The sequence below is a fragment of the Legionella dresdenensis genome (assembly GCF_042649825.1).
GTDB lineage: Bacteria > Pseudomonadota > Gammaproteobacteria > Legionellales > Legionellaceae > Legionella_C > Legionella_C dresdenensis.
On sequence record NZ_JBHSAB010000024.1, the window covers coordinates 74,784 to 99,155 of the forward strand.

Sequence of the window (24,372 nt, forward strand, 5' to 3'; positions counted from 1 at the left end):
CCAACCAAGTTTTTTCTCAGGATGCCCATATGTTGAACCAAAACTCTAATCCATGGCAAACATTGATTGATAAAGCAAAAGATGTTGTCAAAACACTGCGCGAAGCCGGCGCAGAAGAGCTGGCGAGAGAAATAGAAATCCTGATTATTGAAACCTGTGAAACTAAAAAATTAACATCAACTGAATCAATAAAAAAATACCAGGAGCACTATGAGCTGATATTAAGGGAGCTTCCTGAGAAACTGAGGCAATTTTATATAACAACTCAGATGAATGCCGCCCTGCTTCCTCAAAACGAGTTAATCAATTCAGTACTGGAAATGCAAAAACAAATACTCCTTTCCAGACTGACTCTAATTCGCAGCACATTAGAAAAACTTAAGAAAAATTTTCCAATTTCGCAAACTGCAGCACATGTTGAATTAAAATGCGAAAACTTTAAGCAAGTCATTAATAATGTCAGTGATCTGTTTAGAGTAACAAAAGAAATGGATAAATTTGAAAAGAATTTTATAAATTCCGCGCTAAAATTATTAGCTCCCTGCTTCGCTGATCAAAAACCATGGGATTCTCATCAGATTAAACTTAAACAAACCTTGGCACACCCCGCTATCGCTGATGTTATAAAATATATTGAAGAATTTGAATCTCAAAAGAGCGATTTTGTGGCCGCTTTACAGCAAAAGCATATTCCTCTTTTAGAGGAACTGCAGAAAGTTAAATCAAGCTTTGATCTAATCATCCCCGCGACAATACCAGAACAAGCCAAACCTGAAAGAGAATTTAATGACGCCCGGCAAAAGCTGGCAGATACCCTGTCATCTGAACCAAGGCCGCAATTATTACAACCACTGGAAGCAGCAGCTATTCAGTTCTTATACCAATTGGTTCTTGCCCGTCTAAAAGACAATCCGCTATTTACTGGCGAATACAATTTCCTCGAAAATCGCTCAATGCTCACCGGTAGTGATTTATTCGATGTCATAAAAAAGGCTTTAATCCGTGTTGAATCGATTATTAGTAATCAAAATCAAGAATATAGAGCTCGTTATAGCAAAAAACTAAATAGCTCATCAGGAAAGAAAAACCGGGATGCTATCATCACATTACTGAAGGAAATTGACGACAATCCTCAAAAGCCTGTTTCGGCCGCAAGAATTGCTGAATTAGATGAAAAATTGAATAACTCTATAGTTGAAGCGAAAAAAAGAACAGCCACTGTTAAAAAAATTGCAGAAATTTCAGGGCCAAAACCTTCTGAAACCAGCATTAATTGGGATGCCATGCCAGATCTGGCGCAATTTCAAACTGAAAGCCCGTTTGATTCAAACCTTGGCCATATCCGTCAATTAGTCGATCTTAATAGAGAATATCAGAAAATCGATCAAAAAATTATTCAGACGATCGTTCCAGATAGAAACCAGGGCAATAGGCTTTTTGGCCTCTCAAGCTCCTTCAGTGGATTACCTGGAATTAAAGAGTTGCTTTCCGGGATTAACCGTACTCAATCAGAGCCGCACAGTTTAACCGATTTGCCAGCGCTATCTTCCGATGCGGAAAGAGATGACATCCAGGCGTTAAGACATGAGCGCGCGATAATTGCACAAAGAATCACAGCCATCCAAAATGCGGTGAATCAACCAGCCAGCGAGCTCCAGGCACAACTCGCTAACGCACAAAAAAAGCTTGAAGAAGCGATAATGTCTTTCAGAAGAAAAATTGGGTCAACCCGTTGTCGTGTTAATACTGCAAATGACGATAGAGATGCCGCTTATCTGAATGCATTAATTATTACATTAGTCAATCGCTTTGCGGAGGCTAGAACGCAAGGATTTTTTAATCCTGAAAATGAATGCCTCAGACTGTTTTTTTGGCAATTGAAACTTCACCTGCCCACTGACGCAATCCAGGAGAACAAATCTGAATCGTGGATTCTGGAAACCGCTGTAAAGGCAGCAACACTGTATCGGACAACTCATGGTGCTTTCCTGACTGCCGAGCAAATAGCACAGCAAAATCAGGCTGACGCTTATGAAAAAAAATTAATGATGGAGTCATTGCATAAATTACTCACTGATTTTCCAATTGATTTTTATATCCTCAAAAATCAGGAAATTGCTGACCATGATAGTGTCATTGAAGTTTTCAATAATTTAAAGAAAACACTGCAAGGTTTTACTGCCAGAAACAACACATTAATTCTGCAATTAGATAATACCGGCATCAAAACTACCGGCGTGCTTAACGAATGCAAAGAAACGATTAATCGCAGAAAAGAGCAATTAAAAGCCCTTTTGAAAAAATACAACACAGACCGAGCTGAATTACTTGAGAGCAATGCCAACAATAGATATGAAGCCATCGAGAAACTGCAGCAAAAAGTTATGGCAGAAATCAAAAATTTAGCTAAAACTCAAGATATTGAAGCTGATATCAGTTCGTATGAACAGTTGTATCTGACTGAAAAGAAAAAAATGCAGGCGGTGCTGAAAGCAAAAATTCGACTGGCTGAAGAGGCACTCGCAGCTCGCAATCATTTTCAAGACAAGCAAAATAATGCTCCCGGCGTATCCCCCCTTGCGCAAAAGCCTCTTATAGATATTAAGCAGACGCTTAATAAACATATCTGCGCTGCAAATAACATCCTGACATCCACAGAACCGTTATCCAGTATTAAAGAATCGTGCGACATGTTTATCCAGGATCTAAACAGTCAGGTTAAGAAAGTGAAGGAATTTCTGGTAACCGCACTCAATATTGATAACAATATACTAAAACCGTTTCAGGATAAATCCACAGTTTATACTGATGAAAATCGTTATAAGCAGCCATTAATCACCCAGCTGGCTCAATCGCAGAAAACGTTAAAAGGTCTGCAGGATCAATTGCAAATGTTTAATCATATGCAAAAACCGGAACACTGGAATTCCTGGATCGATATAGTTGTAAACAAGCACCTGGAACTGGATACTTGCCGGCAAGAGCTCAGAAAAATCGATGAACTGGCCGGTATCGAACAGGTACGAATAATTCGTTCAAAATATCAACCTTATCTTATCTCTCTGACGCTTAAAAATAAATTAGTCAATGAATATGTCCGTATTCTCAAAAAATATAAACCAGAGGATACAATTAAACTCCCTAACCTTGGCCTCGATATCAGGATTCAATATTTGAACGATTTTGAGTCTAAGCCGGGGCTAGATAAGACCTTAAATAAAATAGATCCGCGTTTACTCAAGCTTGCGCAGGCGTGTCAGGAATTAAATCGCTTAAACCGCAACTTTATGGGATATGAGCCTAACGTACCGGCAATAACTCAGCAAGGCTATTTAACGACACTGATTGAAACCGTTAACCGCCATATTCATAACGATAAAATGGAACACTGGTCTGAAGGAGAAATTGGCCGCCGTCCTGGCTGGTTACAATCGTTGCGGCTGCTTATAAAACCCATACAGCAGGTATCGCATACTTATGCCAGAGCCCGCCAAATCTTTTTCCCGACTATTGGAGCATGTAAAACCGAGGCAATGCTGGTTAAGGAAGGCAACAAGTGTTATGAGGCGTTAAAACAGCACTTGCCAGAGCTAGCAGATCATTCGGCTCCGCCGGCACCATAAGAGCTTATTTCTGGGAAGAGAAATTTAGTGTTGGGCTTTACAGCCCATGGCCGTCAAGCTAAGCCAGGTACACAGGAAATTAGAATAGTAAATGTACAAAATTCCTTAACTGCCTGCTATGGGTTTTACAGCACATATTCGTTCGGCCTGAGGAAAATGCGGAGCATTTGTCTCGAAGGCGTGGCACTGTACCACAGGCTTCGAGACAGCGCTAAAGCGCTTCCTCAGCCCGAACGATGTGGTGAAATGTAGAAATTTAATTCCTTAACTTGACGGCGATGGGCTTTACAACGCAATCTACGATGGTTTGATCACAAGAACCTTGCTCCAATTAATCCTTGCCATGATGTCATGTATAATTTAAACTGCCTGAGTTATAAAAGCACCACTTGGAGCAATTCATGCCATACAATCAGCATTATTTTTTTGATGATCCTTTACTCCCCGCAGACGATCCCAAATTTTCTCGTTGTGCATTCTATAAAACTGACCTTTCCAGGCTCACAGGACCGACGACATTTAAAAATAGTGATTTTTACGCTCCGGTATTCGATGAAATCAATTTGGCAAAACATACTTTTGAAGATTGTAAATTCCATTACTTGTTACCCGCTACCTTTCTAAACCAATTGAACTCGCTCCCAGCCGAGAAAATCAGAGGTTTTCTCCTGAACAAAAATACTTTTAGTGATGATTTTATTTTTCAAGTTATTCGTGCAAATTGTACTAACATATTGCAAGAAGGGTTTAAATGTGGTTTTTTCACTGCAGATTCCCTGGACACGAAACTAATTGTATATAACCCTGTTCAATTTGCTATTAAATATGGTTGCGCCAGCAGTCTTCCCATTTTATTTCAGCACTGCAGGCCAGAAAAGATTGCAGAATCAGTTGATCGTTTTACCTGGGAACATACATCTGCCATCGGTAATCAAAAAACTTATTTTATTTCAAAATTCCGCGAGGAATTTCATAAATTTCTTACTCAGCGTCAATCTGATAAAAATATTCCCGAAACACTGGTGAAACAATTCGTGTCTCGTGAAGAAGCAACTCTGCCAGTTGTGTACAGCCAACAAGACGTGCCGGAAGCTAATTATGGCAATGGAGAAGCTTTTAAAGCGGATGCCGGTAAAATGCCGCTCGATCTTGCGGAGTATTATAGAAGCGCTGCCTCTTTAGAGCACTTATTTAAACACTATGAATTTACTTTTAAAGAGCCTCGGGAACGTTTAAACAATTTATTAGATATCGCTATTAAAGCAAAAGCATTACAACTGATTATATATTTAGTGCTTCATTCCCAGGCAACTCACAGCATTATTTCCAAAGGTCTAAAATATGTTCTGGCAAATCATCTGTGGACAGAGAGTGTCAATGCATTTTTAAATGAACGCGATTTGCCATCAAATATTGGTACACTTTTACTTATGAGGATAATGTCTGAGCATTCTGATCGCGCGATGGCAGCATTCAAGACATTTTTAACGCATCCCAACTGTACCCGCGACATGATAGTTGCCGGATCAGGTGATTTACTGGTAGATTCAATCCGTTCTGGTTCCTTGCATTATTTTAATGAGTTAATGGCCAGCCGACATGTGTATCCGGAATTATTATCTGCAAAGGTGCCTGACAGGCATTCAGGAACTAACATAAATATTTTACAATATCTTTATCAATCTCAGAGTAATGATCGAAATTTTGATTCTTTAGTAACCAGAATTGTTAAACACCCCAATTTTACTGCAGCAGCCTGCGGATCTCTGGCTGAGTGGGAAGCTCTTTTTCCGAAGACTTTTCCGGGTAGTAAAATGGAACAAATTATAATCCAACATTCGTTCCGCCCGAAGTATGCCACTTTTTTCAAAGCAAAATCATCGGTTCGGGATGGGGTCATCGCTTTACTGGAAGATTACACTTGTTGGTTTACAAAGTTTCATTGGGGACGTCATCACGTGCAAGAGGTCGAAAAACTACTGCGAGATATTAAACGAAAGCCAGCTATCGATAATGCAGCCCTGCTCGAACAACTTGAAACCTTTATGAATAAGCTCGGAAAATTTAATCAAACAGGTTCGTTAAGCAGACGAATGGCGTATATACAAAATCAATTAAGAAAAGACATTTTCGAAAAGTCAGAACCTGCTTCTGGTATTACTATCTAAGTGCGCCTACACCCTCTCCCGTATCGGGAGAGGGCTGGGGAGAGGGTTAAAATGACCAAATATTAACCATTTTTTGATTAATAGTATATAATTAATACCAGGCCTTGAAAAAGGTTATGTAAATGGAAGTCCAAACGTATAAGGAGATTACCATGACACACCAAAACAGAGACATGCACATTACTACTGAAGTGTTTAAAACTCCTGAAGCAGCTGAAAAAGCGTATCAGGATGCTCTTGATGAGGGCTATTTACCACAGGATATTAATGTGATTATGTCTGAAGATTCAAGAAAAAAATATTATGATTCCGTTCTGGTTAAAGAAGGTTCCAAAGCTTCTGAAGGTTTAGCTATTGGCGGAGCTACCGGCGCTGCAATAGGCGCTACTGCAGCGGCTGTAGCTGCTATCGGCACTAGCCTTGTTATCCCCGGGTTAGGTCTTGTTGTCGCAGGTCCAATAGCTGCCGGTCTTGCTGGAGCAGGCGCTGGAAGCATCACAGGCGGAATGCTCGGCTCGCTTATTGGCTGGGGCGTTTCTGAAGATAAAGCTAAAGTGATTGAATCAGGCATTAAAACTGGTGGAATTGCGCTAGGAGTCAATGAAACACGTCCTAATAGTCATTTATCTGCAAAATGGCAACAATATCGCAATCTGCAATAAGGTATTTTTTATTAAGCACCGTTAAACCTTGATTACGCTCCGCTGCATCAAGGCTACAATTGTACAGTAGCCTTGATGCAGCGCAGCGTAATCAAGGTTTTCTTTTTCACCCTCTCCCCAACCCTATGTGAAGTAGATTATCGATCTCTCCAGTAAGCCCTTTTCTTTTAAAAGCTTTTTGCAAACCCTTAGATGCCAGGGATGGCATCTGGAAGCGTCAGGATGACTTCATGCGTGTTTGCAAAAAGCTTTTAAAGGAAAGGGCTTACCCGCTCTGAACTTACAAGGCATAGGTGCCTAAACACGCGATAGAAACCTTGATTACGCTTCGCTGCATCAAGGCTACTTTCTATTTATTCAACAAAGCCCTCCCGATACGGGAGAGGGGGTAAGGTTGGGCTATCTATGTAAGAATCGGGCGTGTTCCAAATCTTCCAGCGTATTAATATCCTGTTGCGGCGGCGCGCAGGCAATATCTACCCGGATTTTGTACCCTGACCATAAAACCCGTAATTGCTCCAACGCTTCACAATGCTCAATTACACAGGGCGGCAGGTTGACAAATTGCTTAACAAAACCCGCGCGATACGCATACAGACCGATATGACGGAATGAATTACGTATACTGTCAGGTTCATCACGGTGAGCAGGAATGGCGGAGCGTGAAAAATAAAGCGCCTGATTAAACTGATCCCGAACAACTTTAACCACATTGGGATTATGCAACTGCTCAAATTTTTCAATTGGCCAGCATAAGGTAGCAACCGGCGCATCGCTACCGGCAATCATATTGGCAACCTGAGTAATCAGGGCAGGCGCAATGAAAGGCTCGTCGCCCTGAACATTAACTATAATATCGTCATCGCCAAAACCTTTACGGCTTATTACTTCGGCAAGGCGGTCAGTACCTGTTGGATGATCAACTGAAGTCATAATGACTTCTGCACCGAAATTACTGACATGATCGGCTATTTTATCATTATCGGCCGCAATGGTAATCGATGCCGGTTTAGCCTGGACAGCCTGGCGGTAAACGCGCTCAATTACGGATTGGCCAGCAATATCCATCAATAATTTACCCGGCAGACGAGTTGATTGATAACGAGCCGGAATAATAATATGGAACCCGGAACTGTTCACAATTTTTCCTTTTCTTCAAGCGTGAGCAGGCGCCCTTCCTGTTCCAGCATGACTGGAATATCATCTCGAATCGGATAAGCAATTCGATCAAAACGGCAAATCAATTCGTCATCTTTCTTAATCAGTTTGCCCTTGCAGAGTGGGCAAACCAGGATTTCAAGCAAGCGTTTATCCACGCGCTTCCCCTTGTGTTATCTGGTTACGGATATAAACCGGCAATGCGTCACCCGCGCTTACCGGCTGGATTTTACCACCTGATACCAATTGCAGCATATCTGCTGCGTCAGGATAAATGGTTTTTTCAATAATCATACGACCAAGTAAATCAGCAGTAAAAGATTCACGATACAGATTATAATTAACGCCGGCAACTATAATCGGACCCTCACCCGGCACGCTAATCGCATCAGCATTGCTCACCAGCTCCTGTTCCGAATACAGCTGGTGATCAAAACATGCCCAATATAGTTGGTTCATCCGGGCATCAATCATCGCAAGTATAGGATAAGATGCCTCATCCTGTTGTGCGGCGTAAGCAATAGCAGTCAAGGTACTTACCGGATAAAGCGGTAAATCATGAGCATAACCCAAGCCCTTCGCCATGCTGCATGCAATCCGCAATCCGGTAAAACTGCCGGGACCACGGCCAAAAACAATACCATCCAGCTGATTAAGCAGTAAACCGGCATCAGCCAGCAGTTGTTCAACCATAGGCAGCAATAGCTGCGCATGTTGGCGCTGGGCAGGCTGCTCAAGCCGTGTACCCACCCCATTTATAGTCAGGGCTACTGTTGCGCGCTCAGTTGAGCAATCAATCGCTAATAAGTTCATGTTCCAATTCAAGTTCGTTAATAAATTGTAATACCAATTGTTCATCCCGGGTCTTTTTAATCGCCGGCAAACTGGCCAGAATTGTCCGGCCATATTCCCGGCCATACAAACGCGGATCGGCGATCATCAATACCCCACGATCAGCAGTATCCCGGATTAACCGTCCTACTCCCTGTTTTAGCGCCAAAACCGCATTAGGCAATGATATTTCATCAAATGCCGAAATTCCCTGCTCTTTCAAATACGCCATTTTACCCGCCATAACCGGATCACGCGGACTGGCAAACGGTAATTTGTCAATGATAACACAAGATAGCGCCTCACCCTTAACATCAACGCCCTCCCAGAACGTTGCTGTACCGAGCAATACGGCGTTACCGTATTGGCGAAATCGGGCCAGTAAGATAGGTTTTGCCTCTTCCCCTTGAACCAGCAAGGGAAATTTTATCGCAGCCGCTAATTGTTGCGCGACTTGTTTTAAGGCCCGGTGACTGGTGAACAGAAAAAAGGAACGGCCGCCAAAAGCATTAATCACAGGCACCACCCTCTGCAGCAAATTATCATAATAACGACTGTCTTTAGGATCAGGTAAACCGCGGGGAAAATATAATAAGGCTTGTTGCTTGTAGTCAAAAGGGCTTGGCAATAACAGGGTTTTAACCTGCTTTAGCCCCAACGGCTTTAAAAAACATTCAAAGGAATCAGCCATAGTCAAAGTAGCCGAAGTAAAAATATAGGCACAGTCTTTCAGGGCCAGTAAAGCATTGAATGAATCAGATACATTAAACGGCGTAGCGTGTAAAACCAGCGTATGTTTAAAACGCTCCAGCCAAAGGATCATCTTTTTCTCGCCCTGATTAAAGCGTAAAGCCACCGCCTTTATTGATTCCAGACGCTCCTTACAACGTTTTACTCCGGCATTGTCGTTTAATTCCGCTTCTACAACACAGGTTTGTATCTTATCCAGTAACTCAAGGAATAATTGCCAGTTCTCATTAAAGCGCCGGCTACGAATCACCTGCTGCCAATTAACCCGGTCTTCGTATTCAGAAACAGAAAGCAAAAGCTGATCGCAAATCTGTTCAGCCTGCTGACTGTATTTTTTTAACGGCTGGTTTGGCAGATCAAGCACCGGCCATTCCCGCATTAAATCATCCAGCAGCTCACGGAGTTGGCGAGTTCCCAGGCGCTCGCCATTGAAATTGGTAGCAATTTCTGCCAATTGATGCGCTTCATCGAAAATCACTGCCTCAACACCCGGCAATAACTCGCCAAAGCCTTCTTCTTTCAACCGTGAATCAGCAAAAAACAAATGATGATTGATAACCACCAAATCAGCTTCCATTGCCCGTTTACGCGCTTTGACCAGAAAGCATTCTTCGTAATACTCACATTCACTGCCCAGACAATTTTCAGTGGTTGAAGTGACATAAGGCCATACTTGTGAGTCTTCACTGATCTCAGGCAATTCTGAACGCTCACCACTTACCAGCTGAGCAATTTTTTCTCGAATATGCAGCACCTCATGTACAACCTGCGGCGTTGCGAAACGCCCTTCTTCGGCATGCAATTCAAGACGATGGCGGCAGATATAATTGGCACGGCCTTTTAAATTCTGTATTTTGGCGGATAAGCCCAGCGCACGGATAAGAATCGGTAAATCTTTATGAAAGAGCTGATCCTGCAAGGTTTTGGTAGCCGTTGAAATCAATGCTTTCTGACCGCTCAGTAAACAGGGAATGAGATACGCAAATGTTTTTCCGGTGCCAGTTCCCGCTTCGGCAACCAGTGTCGATTTATCTGTAATGGCTTTTGCTATGGCGCGGCACAATTCAATTTGCGGCGGCCGCGCCATGAAACCGGGGATTGCAGTAGTCAGACGGCCTTTTTCACTTAATACACGCTGGCAAGAAGCAACAAGGTCATCCAGAGCAGACGCTACTTCTTCCACTCTTTTTCCAGGTATTGCAATTTGTCAGCAACACCCTCCCAGGATTTCGCATCATCCGGGGCATCTTTTTTGGCAGTAATATTTGGCCAGGTCTTGGCAAGCTCTGCATTTAAAGCCTGGAATTGTTTTTGATCATCGGTCAAATCATCTTCCGAAACAATAGCATTCACCGGGCATTCAGGCTCACAAAGCGCACAATCAATACATTCATCAGGATGAATAACCAGATAATTCGGCCCTTCATAAAAACAATCAACAGGACATACTTCAACACAGTCGGTGTATTTACATCGAATACAGCTTTCAGTAACAACAAAAGTCATTTGGCAAGCTCTTTGGTTAAGGTAATAATGCTGCTTATTAAAGCATAAGTGGCAGGGTTACCGCAATCTCAAGAGACAGATTAAATTTTGGGCTTTACAGCCCAAACTGCGTTTTTATGCTATATACGTTACGTTAAACATCAAACCATTCGTGTAGAAATGATTTTGTGATAAACCGGTATTTAAAGTCTGATCGTATGCTCTGCCTAACTCGCTTTTACCCCAGTTAACAAACTCATAACCCGCACCGACCTGCCAATGTTCATTCAGATTTTTTTGCAGGCCTATACCCAGGCTGTAACTAAAACTGGATTTTGTATGGTTGGAAAAATTGGGATTTACAAGCGCTTCAGGAATCAGCGGTGTATTGGTATAGCCATGCGAACGATTAAGACCTACGCCAACACTGCCGCTAATCCATGGGGTCAGGAAATAATTTCGGTCCGCCAGCAGTTTGCCTTTCACAGCTATTCGTCTGGCATTTACGCTGTACTGATATGAATGATTATCAAACTGCGGCTCGGTATCATCCCAGATGATTCCGTTCAGCCTGGCATTGGTCGTTGCAGCAAAAGCCAAACCGAACTGGCCTTGCAGTTGGTAAGGCAGCGGCTTCTGAAGGCCGAGAAACAATTCACCCGTAGCAAGAGTTTTGGTTTTTTTGGCTGCTACATAGGTTTTTTCAATTGTTGGGGTCAGATAAAAGGTTTGTGTTTCACCATTACTCGACCAGATAGGTCCGCCGCTTAATGCTGCTACCCAGGAACAATCTGCCAATTCAGGCAAAATGCTTGCTGAAGCAATACCAGCAGATAAACATAGTGGTAATGATAATAGAATAGCGCCTTTCTTCATAATCGCTCCCTGCAGCTATGATTACGGTTTTGGATACAATACTGTTTTAAAAAATTTACCAACAAAATAGTAAATTAAAAAATACCATGGTAACCTATTTTTGTACTGGTTATCAAGGAAAAGAAATGTCTACTAACATAGATACATTGGATGTACTATTGTTTTCTAAAATCAGGCCAGTAAAAAACGAAAGTTTTTCTGAATTTCATTAACATCGAACTTGTTCAGAAACAGAGAAAAACTTAACCAGGCGCTTAATGCAGCCAAATCTTTAAAGGGCGGCGGCAAATACACTGGCGGTACAAGCAATTGATGATCGCGTAATTCGGCCAGCAAAGGCAAATCATCCAGAACCAGTTTACCGGTAAAAAGCAACGGGATTAAATCGACCCGGCGCTGGCTGATCGCAAAACGCAGAAAATTATAAATCAGCAAAAACCCTTTGGCGTAAGACAAATCCTTGGTAAAAGCGCCGCCATCGGGCGTGCTGCCGCGAAATATCCTGACTGTATGGTTATAACTGTCATCCTCGCTTAATCCACATTCAATAAAATAGTTGTAGATATCGAGAAAATCAGCGCCTTGGCGAACTTTTTCCAACGCAATAACCCGATTGGTAAGCTTGCGAATTCGGCCAGGATAGGAAGAAAAAGTAACTACTTCCGTAATCACCGCCAGACCTTCCTGAATCACGCTGCTTGACGGCGAGCCTTTGGACAGGAAGTAGCAATACGGTTGCACAGCGCCATTAAGAGTTGTACCAACATGCACCCAACCTTCGTGCACTTCGAGGTATTTCAAATCCCTGTCGCTAAACATGGCATGCTGGCTAAGCTTGATATTATCCGCTCCTGCAGAGGCATCAGCAACCATATCATCGCTAACCATCACTGTGACTTTGCCTGGATGCAGCTCAAAGAAGGGGCTTAACCGCTCCTGTAACAGTTTTTGGGCTTCATACGGCGTATAATGTTTCAAATCAGCGTCCGATTGCAGCTGTACATCAAGTGCTGTTAAGACATCAAACAGTACGTTGCCAATTTCTGCCAAACGCGGCCCACCCGCATAAAACGCATCATCGGGACTGCCATAAAGTTCTTTTGAAATCTCGCTGAATGCTGGCGTACCACGGGCTGCAAGCATTTGAGCCGCTCGACTATATTCCTCGCATTGCCGCTTTATCAGCCTTGTCACCGGGGAGTATTGTCCCAATTTGTTCTGGGCATCCCGCAGAATTAATCTGAACTCCTCTTGCTTTTCATGAGCATCAAAAGGCAGCGGCTTGCTGTCATAATAGCTTTTATCTATCTCTGGCAGTTGCTGAGCCTCTTGTTCAAAAAATTTACGTCTAATCGAATCATCCCACTTAATAGTGTCCAGAATGCGGATAGCACGTTGCGCTTCCACAAGCCGAGCGGAAAGTTCCTGGATAACTACTAACTCATCGGATTCTATAGACATATTATTTTTACCTTATCAGGCTTGATCTGCCTGCATTTCTGGGGCAGAAGGCGGAGCAATATTCACCACTGCATTCTGTGTCCGGGGTGGCAAATCATAAAAATGGCTGATATTGGAAGCCGTTAACGGCGGCGGGATCACTAATTGTTCGCCATTCTGACTTTGCAGATAAACATGCTCACCATTAGTGGCATAACGTGATGAACACGCAGACAACAAAGCGGCAGAAACCATCAGTACTACTATTTTATTCACAACAGTCCTCATTTTATAACTAATTCAAGATCATGCAACACCTGAGCTATCTCAGCATGATATTTATCCGATAAAGGGGTCAAAGGTAATCTTAGCTCATTTTTAATCAAACCCATTTCACTTAAAACCCATTTCGCAGGAATCGGGTTTGACTCGACAAATAATAAGCGGTGCAAGGATGCAAGCTGCTCATTAACCCGCAGGCAAGACTGTTTGTCGCCATCTATTGCCGAATCACATATTTTTGCCATTAAGCGCGGCGCCACATTGGCGGTTACTGAAATCACGCCTTTGGCACCAGCCAGGATCCATTCCGCTGCTGTGATGTCATCGCCGCTATAAACATCCAGGCTACTCTCGCACAACGCTATAATCTGTTGCAGCCGGTCGAGCTTTCCTGTTGCCTCTTTAATACCGATTATATTTGATATTGACGATAAGCGGGCGACAGTCTCCGGTAACAAGTCACAGGCTGTACGCGAGGGAACATTGTAAAGAATAACCGGAATGGCTACTTCAGCCGCAATCCGGCTATAGTGCTGGTAAAGTCCTTCCTGAGTCGGCTTGATATAAGCAGGCGTCATAATCAGGGCTGCATGCGCGCCGCATTCCATTGCCATTCGGGTCAGTTCAATGCATTCCCGGGTTGCATTGGCCGCAGTACCGGCAATAACCGGAATCCGCTCTTTGACCTGCTCAACCACGGTTTTAATTACCAGATGCTTTTCTTCATGGCTTAACGTGCCTGATTCACCCGTTGTTCCTGCCGCGATAATAGCATGCGTTCCTTCTGCAATATGGAACTCCACTAACTCACGCAAACGCGGAATATCAACTGCATCATCCTGAAAAGGCGTAACCAAAGCGACCATACTTCCACGAAACATAAGCACCTCTTTTTATATCCCATTCTGCCAATACTACTGGCGTATCAAGATTTTCTCAAGGCCGATTATAAAACCTGGCTTAAAAATCCTGGTATTGCGCAATTTTTCACATGTCATCCCCGCGAAGGCGGGGAGATTCCCGCCTTCGCGGGAATGACAGGCATCACTTACTTGTTAATTTTATTTACACAATAAGTATTTTTTATACTAATATGTTAGTTGATGGAACTTAAAAAAAGGAAATTGATTATGAAAAAAACACTATCTGCTTTAACACTGATGGGCGCAGCAACACTTCTTTTATCAGCGTGCACTTCAACTCAGGTCGGTACAGGCCTTGGCGGTGCTGCTGGTGCAGGGATAGGGTATGCTGTTTCTAACGGAAGCGCTTTAGGTACAGTAATTGGAGCAGGCGCAGGTGCTTTAATCGGTAATCAGATCGGTCAGGAACAAGATCGCAGACAATGGTACCGTGATCACTATTACTACCGTTAATGTTGCCCCAAACTTACCTCTTTTGCCTCGCTTGACTAACAATCGGGGCAAAACATAAAATCATTGCTATACTGAAATAACAAATTTATTTACAAGGAATGTAGCCATGCGTCTAAAAAACAAAACAGCAGTTGTAACCGGCGCTGCAAGCGGAATTGGAAAAGAAATTGCTCTGCTTTATGCCAGCCAGGGCGCCAATGTCGCCATTGCTGATTTGAATCTTGATCAAGCGCAGATAACAGTGAATGAAATTGAGCAAAAAGGCGGTAAAGCCATGGCTGTTGCCATGGATGTCACTAATGAAGCTCAGGTTAACGAAGGAATTGACGCAGTAGCTGAACGCTATGGCAGCATTGATATTCTGGTCAGCAATGCTGGTATCCAGATTATTGATCCCATTGAAGATCTGTCGCTGGCCAACTGGAAAAAAATGCTGGCGATCCATTTGGACGGCGCATTTTTAACGACACGGGCAGCCGTTAAACACATGTATGCCGGTCAACGCGGCGGCAGCATCATTTATATGGGCTCGGTGCATTCCAAAGAAGCCTCCAAATTAAAAGCGCCATATGTCACTGCCAAACATGGCCTGATAGGACTGTGTAAAGTGGTTGCTAAAGAAGGCGCTGCCCATGGCGTACGTGCAAACGTAATCTGCCCTGGTTTCGTAAGAACGCCGCTGGTCGATAAACAAATTCCTGAACAAGCCAAAGAGCTTGGAATTACTGAAAACGAAGTGATCAAAAATGTGATGCTCAAAGACACCGTAGACGGTGAATTTACCACCACTGAAGACGTGGCGCAGACAGCGCTGTTTTTTGCCTCCTTTGAATCTAACGCATTAACGGGTCAATCATTAATCGTTAGTCACGGCTGGTTTATGGAATAATCATAACGGAGCTCATAATGAACGAATCACAAGTTCTTGAAAACGCATTTGCAATGCCTTTAACCAGCCCTTCTTATCCAAGGGGGCCTTATCGGTTCATTAATCGCGAGTATCTGATTATCACCTATGAAACCGATATCGATCTGTTAAGGGAAATTGTACCCGCCCCGCTGGAAGTGACAGAACCGGTAGTGAAATTTGAAGTAATCCGTATGCCTGACTCAACCGGTTTTGGTGATTATACAGAATCGGGACAGGTTATTCCTGTCAGGTTAAAAGGCAAGGAAGGCAGCTATACCCATGCGATGTATCTGGACGATCTGGCGCCTATAGCAGGCGGTAGAGAAATCTGGGGTTTTCCCAAAAAGCTGGCTCAACCAAGCTTAAGAGTTGAAAAAGAAACGCTGCTTGGTACACTGGATTACGAATCAACCCGTATTGCAACTGCAACCATGGGATATAAATACCAGACGCTCGATCCCAGGAAAGTTCAACAATCAATGACTTCGCCATCCTTCCTGCTGAAAATAATTCCGCATGTTGACGGCAGCACTCGAGTGTGTGAACTTGTTGAATATCAATTATCGAATGTTGAAATCAAAGGAGCCTGGACTGGCCCTGCCCAGCTGGAATTATTCCATCACGCGATGGCGCCTGTTGCTGGTTTACCAGTGAAAAAAGTGATTGCTGCTACGCATATTTTATCAGATTTAGTGTTACCTTACGGCAAAGTAGTCTATGATTATTTAAAGTAAGTGATAATAAATACTGTTTTGGTACGGATCAAGTATCTATCAGGGAACTATAAATGCTTATATTGCTAGGTTACGCTGTAATCCTGTTATGCGTTTTTGGGGGCTTCGTCCTTGGAGGCGGCCATATGGCCGCTATTATCCAACCGCTTGAATTATTGATTATTGCCGGGGCAGCCGTTGGCTCCCTGATTGTCGGGAATAGCATGATTCAATTAAAAGCAATTTTGCGCGCCTTGCCTAAATTGTTTAAATCCCCAACCAAGCCAAAACTGATTTACATGGATCTGTTAGGTTTAATGTACGCGCTATTAAATAAAGGGCGCCAGGAAGGTTTTATGTCGCTTGAAAGCGATATTGACGAACCGGAAAACAGTTCTATTTTTAATAACTACCCCCGTCTGATGGCAAAACATCATGTGATTGAATTTATCTGCGATTATTTCAGATTGATTATTACTGCCAATCTGCAACCCTTTCAGCTTGAAGCGTTAATGGACAGTGAAATTGAATCCCATCATAACGAAGAATTAATGCCGGCCACAGCCATTACCAAACTTGCTGACGGGATGCCTGCTTTCGGTATTGTTGCCGCCGTATTAGGGGTGGTCCATACCATGGAATCGATAACCCTTCCCCCTGCCGAGTTAGGGATATTGGTTGCTCGGGCATTAGTGGGTACATTCCTGGGTATTTTGTTAGGTTATGGTTTTATTGGGCCGCTCGGTAATGCCCTTGAGCAAAGAGCCAATGACACTCAAATGTTATTAATTGCGGTCAAAGTCATCATGTTGGCAAGTCTGCATAATAATCCACCTATTATTTCTGCTGAATTCGGCCGTAAAGTGCTGTTTTCAGAAGGCCGTCCAACATTTAATGAGTTAAACGAAGAAATTAAAACCGTTAAAGGATAGTTAGTATGGCAGGCAATCCACCTGGCAAGGAAACACAGCCAATTATTATTAAAAAAATTAACAAGCATCATGGTCACCATGGCGGTTCCTGGAAAATCGCCTATGCGGATTTCGTAACCGCTATGATGGCATTTTTTCTACTGATGTGGCTGCTGGCATCACTGAATACGGCCCAAAAAGAAGGTATTTCCGAGTTTTTCAAACAACCGCTCCGTATATCCCTTCTACTTGGTAAGAAAAGCGGGGAAACGCCGGTCAATATTAAAGGCGGCGGCGCCGATCTGCATAAAAAAGACGGCCAGGTAACAGCAAACAATCAAATGGTTATTCGTAAAAAACAAGTCAGCCAACAAGATCCGGCTAATGAAATGAAACAGCTTGAAGAACTGAAGAACACACTGACTGTCAGTATGAATACTGATCCCGGACTTTCTGATTTAAAAAACCGTATGCTGATGGATGTCACGTCCGAGGGACTGCGTATTCAATTGATTGATAATAAAAATCGTCCTATGTTCAGTCTCGGAAGCGATGAAATGGATCCCGATATGGTACAGGCACTCACAAAAATCGCCCAGCTTCTGGAAAAAATGCCAAATAAAGTAACCATTCAGGGTCATACTGATGCTCATCCTTATGAAAACCCGGATGATATTCTGCAGTCAAACTGGGAGCTATCAACCCAGCGGGCTAATGCTGCACGCCGGGCGCTAATTAAAGCGGGTTTACAGGAAGATAAAATTGTTAGGGTAAGCGGCTATGCCTCTACCATACTACTGGATAAAACCAATCCGTTGGCGCCGCAAAATCGCCGGATAAGTATTATTGTCATGAAGAAAAATGCATCTAACAAGATTTTAGAGCAGGATTAGGGCGTGTTGGGTCGAAACGGCCCAACCTACATTTACCGGAACTCTTCCCCAGCCTCATCCAGAGCCTGCCGCGCCACATCCGCAACAAGTTTATGCGCCGGAGCAGTCGGATGAACGGGATCAAAGAATAAATACCCCTCACAACTATCGGCTTCCGGTTTTAATTTAATTGCCGAAGCCATCCTGATCACTGACCCGCGCGTCCGCTTTTCAGCTACGATGTCATAGCAAGTGTCGGTCACATTATTAAATCCATATTGCTCAGGCGACGCAATGACCTGATCCAGAAAAGAATTGGCGTTAACATAGACCCAATCCACATTCTTATGTTTCTTCTTTAGCGCTTCAAATGATGCCAAAAGCATCTCGTTGTGGCGCTGGCTCAGTTCGGTTAACTGTTCACGGGAATTATACTCGCCGGCCGCGGGTGATTTACCCAAATCAGGCAGGTTTAAAACCATAATGTGCTTTGCTCCACGCGCAACCAGAAGCTCGATACCATCAACAATGCCTTTGTTGACACGCGCCAGGGTTTGCTCAGGGTCCTCAGGAACTACCAGATAATTATTAGCGCCAATCCAGACAATAAATAAACTGTCTTGGCTTGCTTTGTCTTCATGAGCAAGAAGATACGCGTCAATTTCACGTTTTAAAGTAAATAACACCCCATCATCATCTTCATTATCGTCCATAGAAATGCCTGCTCCGCCAAAAGCATAATCAAGCAGGCGGCTATTCCCTTCGCCAGGAAAATATGATTCAACAAGCTGCTCCACCCAGACTGGGCCATTGGAAAAACGGCCTTCATAATAAGGCGGTGATTGGGGCACTTGCTGCTGCATATAGTTATATAGGTTACCGTTATCAGACAAGCTATCGCCAAAAACAACGAAGTTTTTTAAGGGCGCAGCAGCAACAAGACTTGAAAAAAGTAAACTAAACAAAACAATTAGCAAATTCATAGGCGATCCTAAGTGCTTATAAAAACCCGACAATTATAAAGAATGCTCAGTAAACAATCAATTTTATTTACCAAAGGTATTGTTTAGGCACAAGAGGCTGAACCTTTCAACGCTACAATTTCGGTATTTTCTTCGACTGTTTGATTAGAGAAAAAACTAAAGTCATGAGTGGAAACATACTGCTGAGCTTCTCTGATTGCAGTACCGGGTTGTTCCTCGCCTGAAGCAGATAATATGTTTTCCATACCGTAAGTAAAAGGTTTGGAAGGCGGCTCAAACGATGTTTTTAATGGAATCAGTGCAGATAAAAAGCTATTGAATTCTTCCACACGCATTTTACCACGATAATGTTGACTGCCAGTAAGACTCTCTCTGTATTTTTCTTCCCATTCGACTAGCTTGGTAATTCGGTATTTCATGGCCTTGCAATTCAAAGCCATTTGATTAGATACAGCTTCGCAGCCCTTCATGTCTTTAGCTTGGAGCAACTCTAGCGCTTTCGAGAAATTATTGTGGAGCAGAATAAAACCCAGTTCGATCTCAGTATCGCGATAGAGATAGATTAATTTTGCTAACTTAACGCGTTGGCTTTTTTGCAGGAGTGAAGTACACATTACTCTATAAAGCTTATCCTTCATTTGCTGAAGAGACTCAAGCGAGCCAGCAGGAACTTTCCCATTTTTTGCAGCCTCCTTATAAGTTACTAAAGAGGCTTGCGCTTGTTTAATTAATTGTTCAAAGGTCTTAGGCATAATTTACATAACACTATTAAATTGTTTATATTTTATACCACAAACAAAAGCAATATACAATAGTTCTATTTTTTATTCTATTTTTTCAGTATAATAAACAACAAATTAGTCTGAGTAGTTAAATATGGTCTTAATAAGAAATCGCATTCCTGTAAAAATCGCTTTTTTTTCACCCTCAGGTAGGATTAAAGTAAAGTATAATAGGCTCGCTGATAATAATACCGACAAATTAATATTTAACACTGCTCAACTATACCAGCTCATAAATTGTTTTCAAAACAGTATCAGCTATTTAAAGTCGTTACAAGGGGACTGTTACTCGGCTATATCAAGATTCGCGAATAGCGCTGCAATGGCCTATCCTGGTTGTAGTGAGCCAGATCGGAAAGTACTTGCCAAAATTAAACCGGCTCAATTGCTGGCAAAAGCCTATACCGTCATCGAGTTTGATAAAAATGGCAGGCCGCGTAATAATCGTGAGCAGGTCTATATTGATTTCGGTGAAAAATTTGCAACCTATTGCCATGATAATCCAACGAAACTCACCCGGACTCAAACATTGTTAAATGAAGTGGGGATTATTATCAGCGCAAGCAATAGCGTGATTAGCCAAATGAATGTAATTACAGACAAAATACACTCGAAAAAAGACAAGGAAGAAATAACGATGGCAATTTATGCACTCAAATTGCACATTAATAATCTGACCAATATATTAACCCACTCCCCAATCCTGAAAATTGAGCCAGCCTGGAAAATCGCCGTGCGCGAGCAATGGAAAAAATTCAAGGAGTGGATTTTTGAGGTGATCGACAATATGCTCGGATGTTTTGATTGCACAGCCCCAAAACCTTAAAACAACGTAGGTTGGGCTGTAAAGCCTTTGTGCAGGACAATTTTTTTGTATTACGTGTAGGTTGGGTCGTTCTGACCCAACATTACCAATCTTCAATCACTTTTCAGATCTGAATCGCTTGATAAAAAGGCTTGTTGGGTCAAAACGACCCAACCTACACTTGCTATGGTGTATTTTGTTCTACTTTATTCAACAGAAGTAATCTTCAATTGTCTGCCGCAAACCCAGGCGCGGCTTAAACTCTGGAAAACCTCTTTCGCCATACCGCGAGGCAAGCATACTGTTGAATGATCATCATTAATTTTAAGCCCGGTAATCTGGCGGCTTTGCAAACCTGCTTCGTTAGCAATCGCGCCAACGATATTGCCCGGTTTTACACCGTGAATACGGCCAACATCAATCCTGAACGTTTCCTGCATGGCATTGTCCGTTTTAAATCCTTTACGGCCTTTATCATCACGGAACGGCCTGTCGCCACGGAATGGCTTATCGCCACGATCTGAACGAAAACCGCCGCTATTGCCGCCTTTAAAACCAGCGCCATCATCACGGCCACGGCCCTCTTTTCTGGGCGCCGCTTTAGGCGCGACTGATTTTTGCTGCCATGGTTTGTCTTTGTGCAGCTGTAATGCCAGAATTGCGGCAACATCCGCAGCGGTAAGCTCCGGATTGTTTTCCAGAAACTCATTAATAATCTTTTTATATGACGGTAAATTATCATGGCTGGCACGCTCAACAATACTGGCCATAAAACGCTGTTGTCTTGCTTGCTGAATAGTGTAGTCGTTAGGCACTTCCACTTTCTGAATACGCTGGCGGGTATGACGCTCAATTGTATTTAATATTCTTGATTCACGCGGAGTAATAAACAGGATGGTAACCCCGCTGCGGCCAGCACGGCCAGTACGGCCAATACGGTGAACATACGTCTCACAATCATGCGGAACATCATAGTTAATCACATGCGTGACGCGCTCAACATCCAATCCACGGGCAGCAACGTCTGTCGCAACCAGGATATCAATTGAGCCCTGACGGAACTGGCTGATGATACGCTCACGCAGAGCCTGGGTAATATCGCCGTGAATAGCCATTGCACGCAAACCCTGTTGCTGCAACAATTCAGCCACTTCCTCCGTACTGCTTTTAGTACGGGTAAACACGATAACGCCTTGATAATCTTCGACTGCTAAAACTCGGGCTAACGCATCCGGCTTCTGAACGGGCGATGCAAACAGGAAGCGCTGCTCAATGCTCTTGACCGTTGCCGTTTCAGAACGAATTTCAACAGAAACAGGAGAGTTCAAATAACTGCTGGCAATTTGTCGAATACGGTAAGGCATAGTTGCTGAAAATAAAGCGATTTGTTTCTCTTCCGGTAATTTGGATAAAATCAGCTCTACGTCTTCAATAAAGCCCATACGCAGCATTTCATCCGCTTCATCCAGCACAAAGGTTGAGAGGCTGCCGAGAATCAAAGTTCCGCGATCAATATGATCCAGAATACGGCCGGGCGTTCCCACGACGATTTGGGCACCGGCACGAAGCTGTTTGAGCTGACGGCCATAATCCTGTCCGCCGCATAAAATTGCTACTGTCGTACCTTTCTGATGCACAGAAAGCGCTTCAAACTGCTCAGCAACCTGAATTGCCAGCTCCCGGGTAGGCGCCAGAATCAACGCCTGCGTTGCCTGCGATTTAGTATTCAAACGGTGCAGGATAGGTAACGCAAACGCAGCTGTTTTTCCGGTGCCTGTTTGTGCCAGGGCAATAACGTCCTTTCCTTCCAACAGGCAAGGAATAGTTTGCGCCTGTACAGGAGAGGGTTTTTCAAAATTCATATCAGCCAGGGCTTTCAATAAAACATCGGATAAATCAAGAGCAGCGAAGTTTGCTATTTCGTGTGTCATAAGGTTTCCAATTAGATACAGTAATGTGTAAGCAGAACGAATATATATAAAATTTGTTCACTATAATAACAAAATAAACAGGATTTTGCACGAGTTTTATTTAATGCGTTTTTATGTCTTTGCTTTTATTAAAAATAAATCGCAAAGACTTAAATAAAAACGATTTGTGAACTTTCACGCATAGTAAAAACTATTCCGGCCATTGCGCGGTTTTTCGAAGTAAAAATCCACAGCCATATAAAACCATGCCGGTTAGTAATAGACACAAAATGCGAACCACAGTGGGTGTGGAAGCAGCGTCATATAAGAGCGCCTTGGCAGCCGCAGCAGCCAGAATAAGTAATGCCGAGCGTGTTATGAGCCTGTCTTTACGGTAATAACCAAAGCCAATTACCACCATGGCATAGAATAACCACAAGGCCGAAACCGCCAGCGAACTGTCCACCAGTTGATAGCAGGCGCTTAATCCGAGAATATGGGCAGCAGCGAGTAATATCCAACCATAATCTTCTTTACCTTTAAGCGTATTCCTTTGCCGTAGCAACATTCCCCACAGACTGCCGAATGAAACAGCAGCGACAATAGCCCAATACGGATCGCTATCGCCGAATAAATGCAGCAGGATATTAATATACTCAATGGCGAGAATAATAATCACTGCCAGACCAGGAACCAGATAGGGCAGCCTTTTTCTGCCCGTCCAGGTAGAGGACGGCAGGACAGCCAGGCTGATTACAAAAAAGCTGAATAACCAGGGCTTTAAATTATCCGGCAACAACTCCAGATAAACTGAATGGAAAAATACCAGCGTTGAAAAAGCCATAATAAGGGATTGGCTGCTGACTAATTGCTCTGCAAACCACTTGCGTGCCGAGAGATATAAACCCATCAGAATCATGGCAAACGCAATTGAGAACCATGGAGCAAGGCCGGGTAATGCCCGATTAATATAAAAATATTCCATAGCATAAAAAATAACCAAAACCGGAAAAAGGCTCCAGGCTTCTTTTTCAGTCATCGGTTGTTTGTTCTGCTGGGAATAAAAATAAGTGCCGATCGCAAATACCAGAAAATGCAAGGCCAGCACTACTGCGATAAACTCATCCTGTTGCAGGTTAAAACCAATCAGGCCAGTAATCAAAATCGCGAGATACGCAGCAATGGCTGTTAACGATCGTGATTTGACCCAGATTGACAAGGTTGCAAAAGTACAAGAACAGATTAAAAAATAATACAAAGAAAACAGGGTATCATCACGCAAATCAAGCGTTATCGGAGCAAGATAGGCACCCAGAGCCACAATAATTGAAAAAATATCATGCCGAAGACGCAGATACAACCAAATACAAACCCCGGACACCAGGCTGGTAAAACCAAGGCCGGCATGGAAGGTAATCAGAAAATATAATCGGTGCGCGGCAAAAACAGTAAGGTATAAAACAATTACTCCAGCGGCCGGTAACAGGCTCGCATAAGGTTTATCAGAAGACAGCAATAAAAAACCGCTGCCAATAAGCACGCCGCCGAAACACAAGGCCAGGCCAATCTGGCGTACGGGCGTTAGCCAGCCGCTATCAATCGCAAGCTTGATAATAAACCCTGCTGCCAGAATAAAGCAGATTACGGCAATCATTCCCAGCCAGTTGCCATGGCGTTCCACCGATTTTGTTTCAGCAGCTGTTTCAGTAATCGGCCGGTTAGCGCTATGGGCAACAGGTAAATTTAACGCTGTTTCCAGCCGAGCCAGCCGTTCTTCTATTGCCTGCAAACGTTTGCTTATTACCCCGGATTCCATGTCTGGCTTCCTCTAACCA

Annotated in this window: 22 protein-coding genes; 9 read left to right on the forward strand and 13 right to left on the reverse strand. The window is 43.2% G+C overall.

Annotated features, from left to right (window positions below; genetic code table 11):
* The first annotated feature begins 29 nt into the window (after positions 1-29).
* The 3 genes from ACFORL_RS10665 to ACFORL_RS10675 all read left to right on the forward strand — a co-directional run bounded on the left by ACFORL_RS10665 (position 30) and on the right by ACFORL_RS10675 (position 6,453).
* The gene (locus tag ACFORL_RS10665) at positions 30-3,623 is read left to right on the forward strand and encodes a hypothetical protein (protein ID WP_382343838.1); all 3,594 of its coding nucleotides are present in this window, start codon (positions 30-32) and stop codon (positions 3,621-3,623) included.
* 401 nt (positions 3,624-4,024) lie between these two features.
* Positions 4,025-5,791, forward strand: coding sequence for a DUF5617 domain-containing protein (locus ACFORL_RS10670; RefSeq protein ID WP_382343840.1), 1,767 nt, complete (start codon positions 4,025-4,027; stop codon positions 5,789-5,791).
* 152 nt (positions 5,792-5,943) lie between these two features.
* On the forward strand, positions 5,944-6,453 hold the full coding sequence (locus ACFORL_RS10675; protein ID WP_382343842.1) for a hypothetical protein: 510 nt from the start codon (positions 5,944-5,946) through the stop codon (positions 6,451-6,453).
* 399 nt (positions 6,454-6,852) lie between these two features.
* Here ACFORL_RS10675 and kdsB read toward each other — a convergent pair whose 3' ends face one another.
* From kdsB to dapA, 9 genes are all read right to left on the reverse strand, one after another.
* Positions 6,853-7,593 carry a 3-deoxy-manno-octulosonate cytidylyltransferase gene (kdsB, locus tag ACFORL_RS10680; RefSeq protein WP_382343844.1) on the reverse strand — a complete coding sequence of 247 codons (741 nt, stop codon included), beginning with the start codon at positions 7,591-7,593 and terminating at the stop codon, positions 6,853-6,855.
* Positions 7,590-7,769 carry a Trm112 family protein gene (locus ACFORL_RS10685; protein WP_382343845.1) on the reverse strand — a complete coding sequence of 60 codons (180 nt, stop codon included), beginning with the start codon at positions 7,767-7,769 and terminating at the stop codon, positions 7,590-7,592. The genes kdsB and ACFORL_RS10685 overlap by 4 nt, the downstream gene beginning before the upstream one ends.
* A complete protein-coding gene (tsaB, locus tag ACFORL_RS10690; RefSeq protein ID WP_382343847.1) occupies positions 7,762-8,424 on the reverse strand; it encodes a tRNA (adenosine(37)-N6)-threonylcarbamoyltransferase complex dimerization subunit type 1 TsaB in 663 nt (220 codons plus the stop codon). Before tsaB ends, ACFORL_RS10685 begins: the two co-directional genes overlap by 8 nt.
* Positions 8,405-10,279, reverse strand: coding sequence for an ATP-dependent DNA helicase (locus ACFORL_RS10695; RefSeq protein WP_382343937.1), 1,875 nt, complete (start codon positions 10,277-10,279; stop codon positions 8,405-8,407). Before ACFORL_RS10695 ends, tsaB begins: the two co-directional genes overlap by 20 nt.
* An 83-nt stretch (positions 10,280-10,362) precedes the next feature.
* Positions 10,363-10,698: a ferredoxin FdxA gene (gene fdxA / locus ACFORL_RS10700; protein WP_382343849.1), complete on the reverse strand. Its 336-nt coding sequence runs from the start codon at positions 10,696-10,698 to the stop codon at positions 10,363-10,365.
* A 114-nt stretch (positions 10,699-10,812) separates the two neighbouring features.
* Positions 10,813-11,553: an outer membrane protein gene (locus ACFORL_RS10705; protein WP_382343851.1), complete on the reverse strand. Its 741-nt coding sequence runs from the start codon at positions 11,551-11,553 to the stop codon at positions 10,813-10,815.
* A gap of 171 nt (positions 11,554-11,724) precedes the next feature.
* Positions 11,725-13,014 carry a flavohemoglobin expression-modulating QEGLA motif protein gene (locus ACFORL_RS10710; protein ID WP_382343853.1) on the reverse strand — a complete coding sequence of 430 codons (1,290 nt, stop codon included), beginning with the start codon at positions 13,012-13,014 and terminating at the stop codon, positions 11,725-11,727.
* Between the two features lie 15 nt (positions 13,015-13,029).
* Entirely contained in the window at positions 13,030-13,269 is a 240-nt protein-coding gene (locus tag ACFORL_RS10715) for a hypothetical protein (protein WP_382343855.1), read from the reverse strand.
* 8 nt (positions 13,270-13,277) lie between these two features.
* On the reverse strand, positions 13,278-14,156 hold the full coding sequence (gene dapA / locus ACFORL_RS10720; RefSeq protein WP_382343857.1) for a 4-hydroxy-tetrahydrodipicolinate synthase: 879 nt from the start codon (positions 14,154-14,156) through the stop codon (positions 13,278-13,280).
* 249 nt (positions 14,157-14,405) lie between these two features.
* On the opposite strand from dapA, the gene ACFORL_RS10725 reads away from it, so the two are divergent.
* From ACFORL_RS10725 to motB, 5 genes are all read left to right on the forward strand, one after another.
* A complete protein-coding gene (locus ACFORL_RS10725) occupies positions 14,406-14,651 on the forward strand; it encodes a glycine zipper domain-containing protein (RefSeq protein ID WP_382343859.1) in 246 nt (81 codons plus the stop codon).
* Between the two features lie 106 nt (positions 14,652-14,757).
* Entirely contained in the window at positions 14,758-15,540 is a 783-nt protein-coding gene (locus tag ACFORL_RS10730; protein ID WP_382343861.1) for a 3-hydroxybutyrate dehydrogenase, read from the forward strand.
* Between the two features lie 17 nt (positions 15,541-15,557).
* Complete coding sequence (locus tag ACFORL_RS10735) at positions 15,558-16,295, forward strand: acetoacetate decarboxylase (RefSeq protein ID WP_382343863.1); 738 nt, start codon at positions 15,558-15,560, stop codon at positions 16,293-16,295.
* Positions 16,296-16,348: 53 nt separating this feature from the next.
* Positions 16,349-17,206 carry a flagellar motor stator protein MotA gene (gene motA / locus ACFORL_RS10740; protein ID WP_382343865.1) on the forward strand — a complete coding sequence of 286 codons (858 nt, stop codon included), beginning with the start codon at positions 16,349-16,351 and terminating at the stop codon, positions 17,204-17,206.
* Between the two features lie 5 nt (positions 17,207-17,211).
* A complete protein-coding gene (motB, locus tag ACFORL_RS10745) occupies positions 17,212-18,078 on the forward strand; it encodes a flagellar motor protein MotB (protein WP_382343867.1) in 867 nt (288 codons plus the stop codon).
* A gap of 32 nt (positions 18,079-18,110) precedes the next feature.
* Here the strand turns inward: motB and plaA are convergent, their stop codons facing one another.
* Both plaA and ACFORL_RS10755 read right to left on the reverse strand, forming a co-directional pair.
* A complete protein-coding gene (gene plaA / locus ACFORL_RS10750; RefSeq protein ID WP_382343869.1) occupies positions 18,111-19,040 on the reverse strand; it encodes a GDSL family lysophospholipase PlaA in 930 nt (309 codons plus the stop codon).
* 83 nt (positions 19,041-19,123) lie between these two features.
* On the reverse strand, positions 19,124-19,792 hold the full coding sequence (locus tag ACFORL_RS10755) for a hypothetical protein (RefSeq protein ID WP_382343871.1): 669 nt from the start codon (positions 19,790-19,792) through the stop codon (positions 19,124-19,126).
* A 352-nt stretch (positions 19,793-20,144) separates the two neighbouring features.
* Here ACFORL_RS10755 and ACFORL_RS10760 point away from each other — a divergent pair, with 352 nt between their 5' ends.
* Positions 20,145-20,648: a hypothetical protein gene (locus ACFORL_RS10760; protein WP_382343873.1), complete on the forward strand. Its 504-nt coding sequence runs from the start codon at positions 20,145-20,147 to the stop codon at positions 20,646-20,648.
* Positions 20,649-20,833: 185 nt separating this feature from the next.
* On the opposite strand, the gene ACFORL_RS10765 is transcribed toward ACFORL_RS10760, so the two are convergent.
* Together ACFORL_RS10765 and ACFORL_RS10770 are read right to left on the reverse strand one after the other, a co-directional pair.
* Complete coding sequence (locus ACFORL_RS10765; protein ID WP_382343875.1) at positions 20,834-22,558, reverse strand: DEAD/DEAH box helicase; 1,725 nt, start codon at positions 22,556-22,558, stop codon at positions 20,834-20,836.
* Positions 22,559-22,748: 190 nt separating this feature from the next.
* On the reverse strand, positions 22,749-24,353 hold the full coding sequence (locus tag ACFORL_RS10770; RefSeq protein ID WP_382343877.1) for a DUF2339 domain-containing protein: 1,605 nt from the start codon (positions 24,351-24,353) through the stop codon (positions 22,749-22,751).
* Positions 24,354-24,372 lie beyond the last annotated feature (19 nt).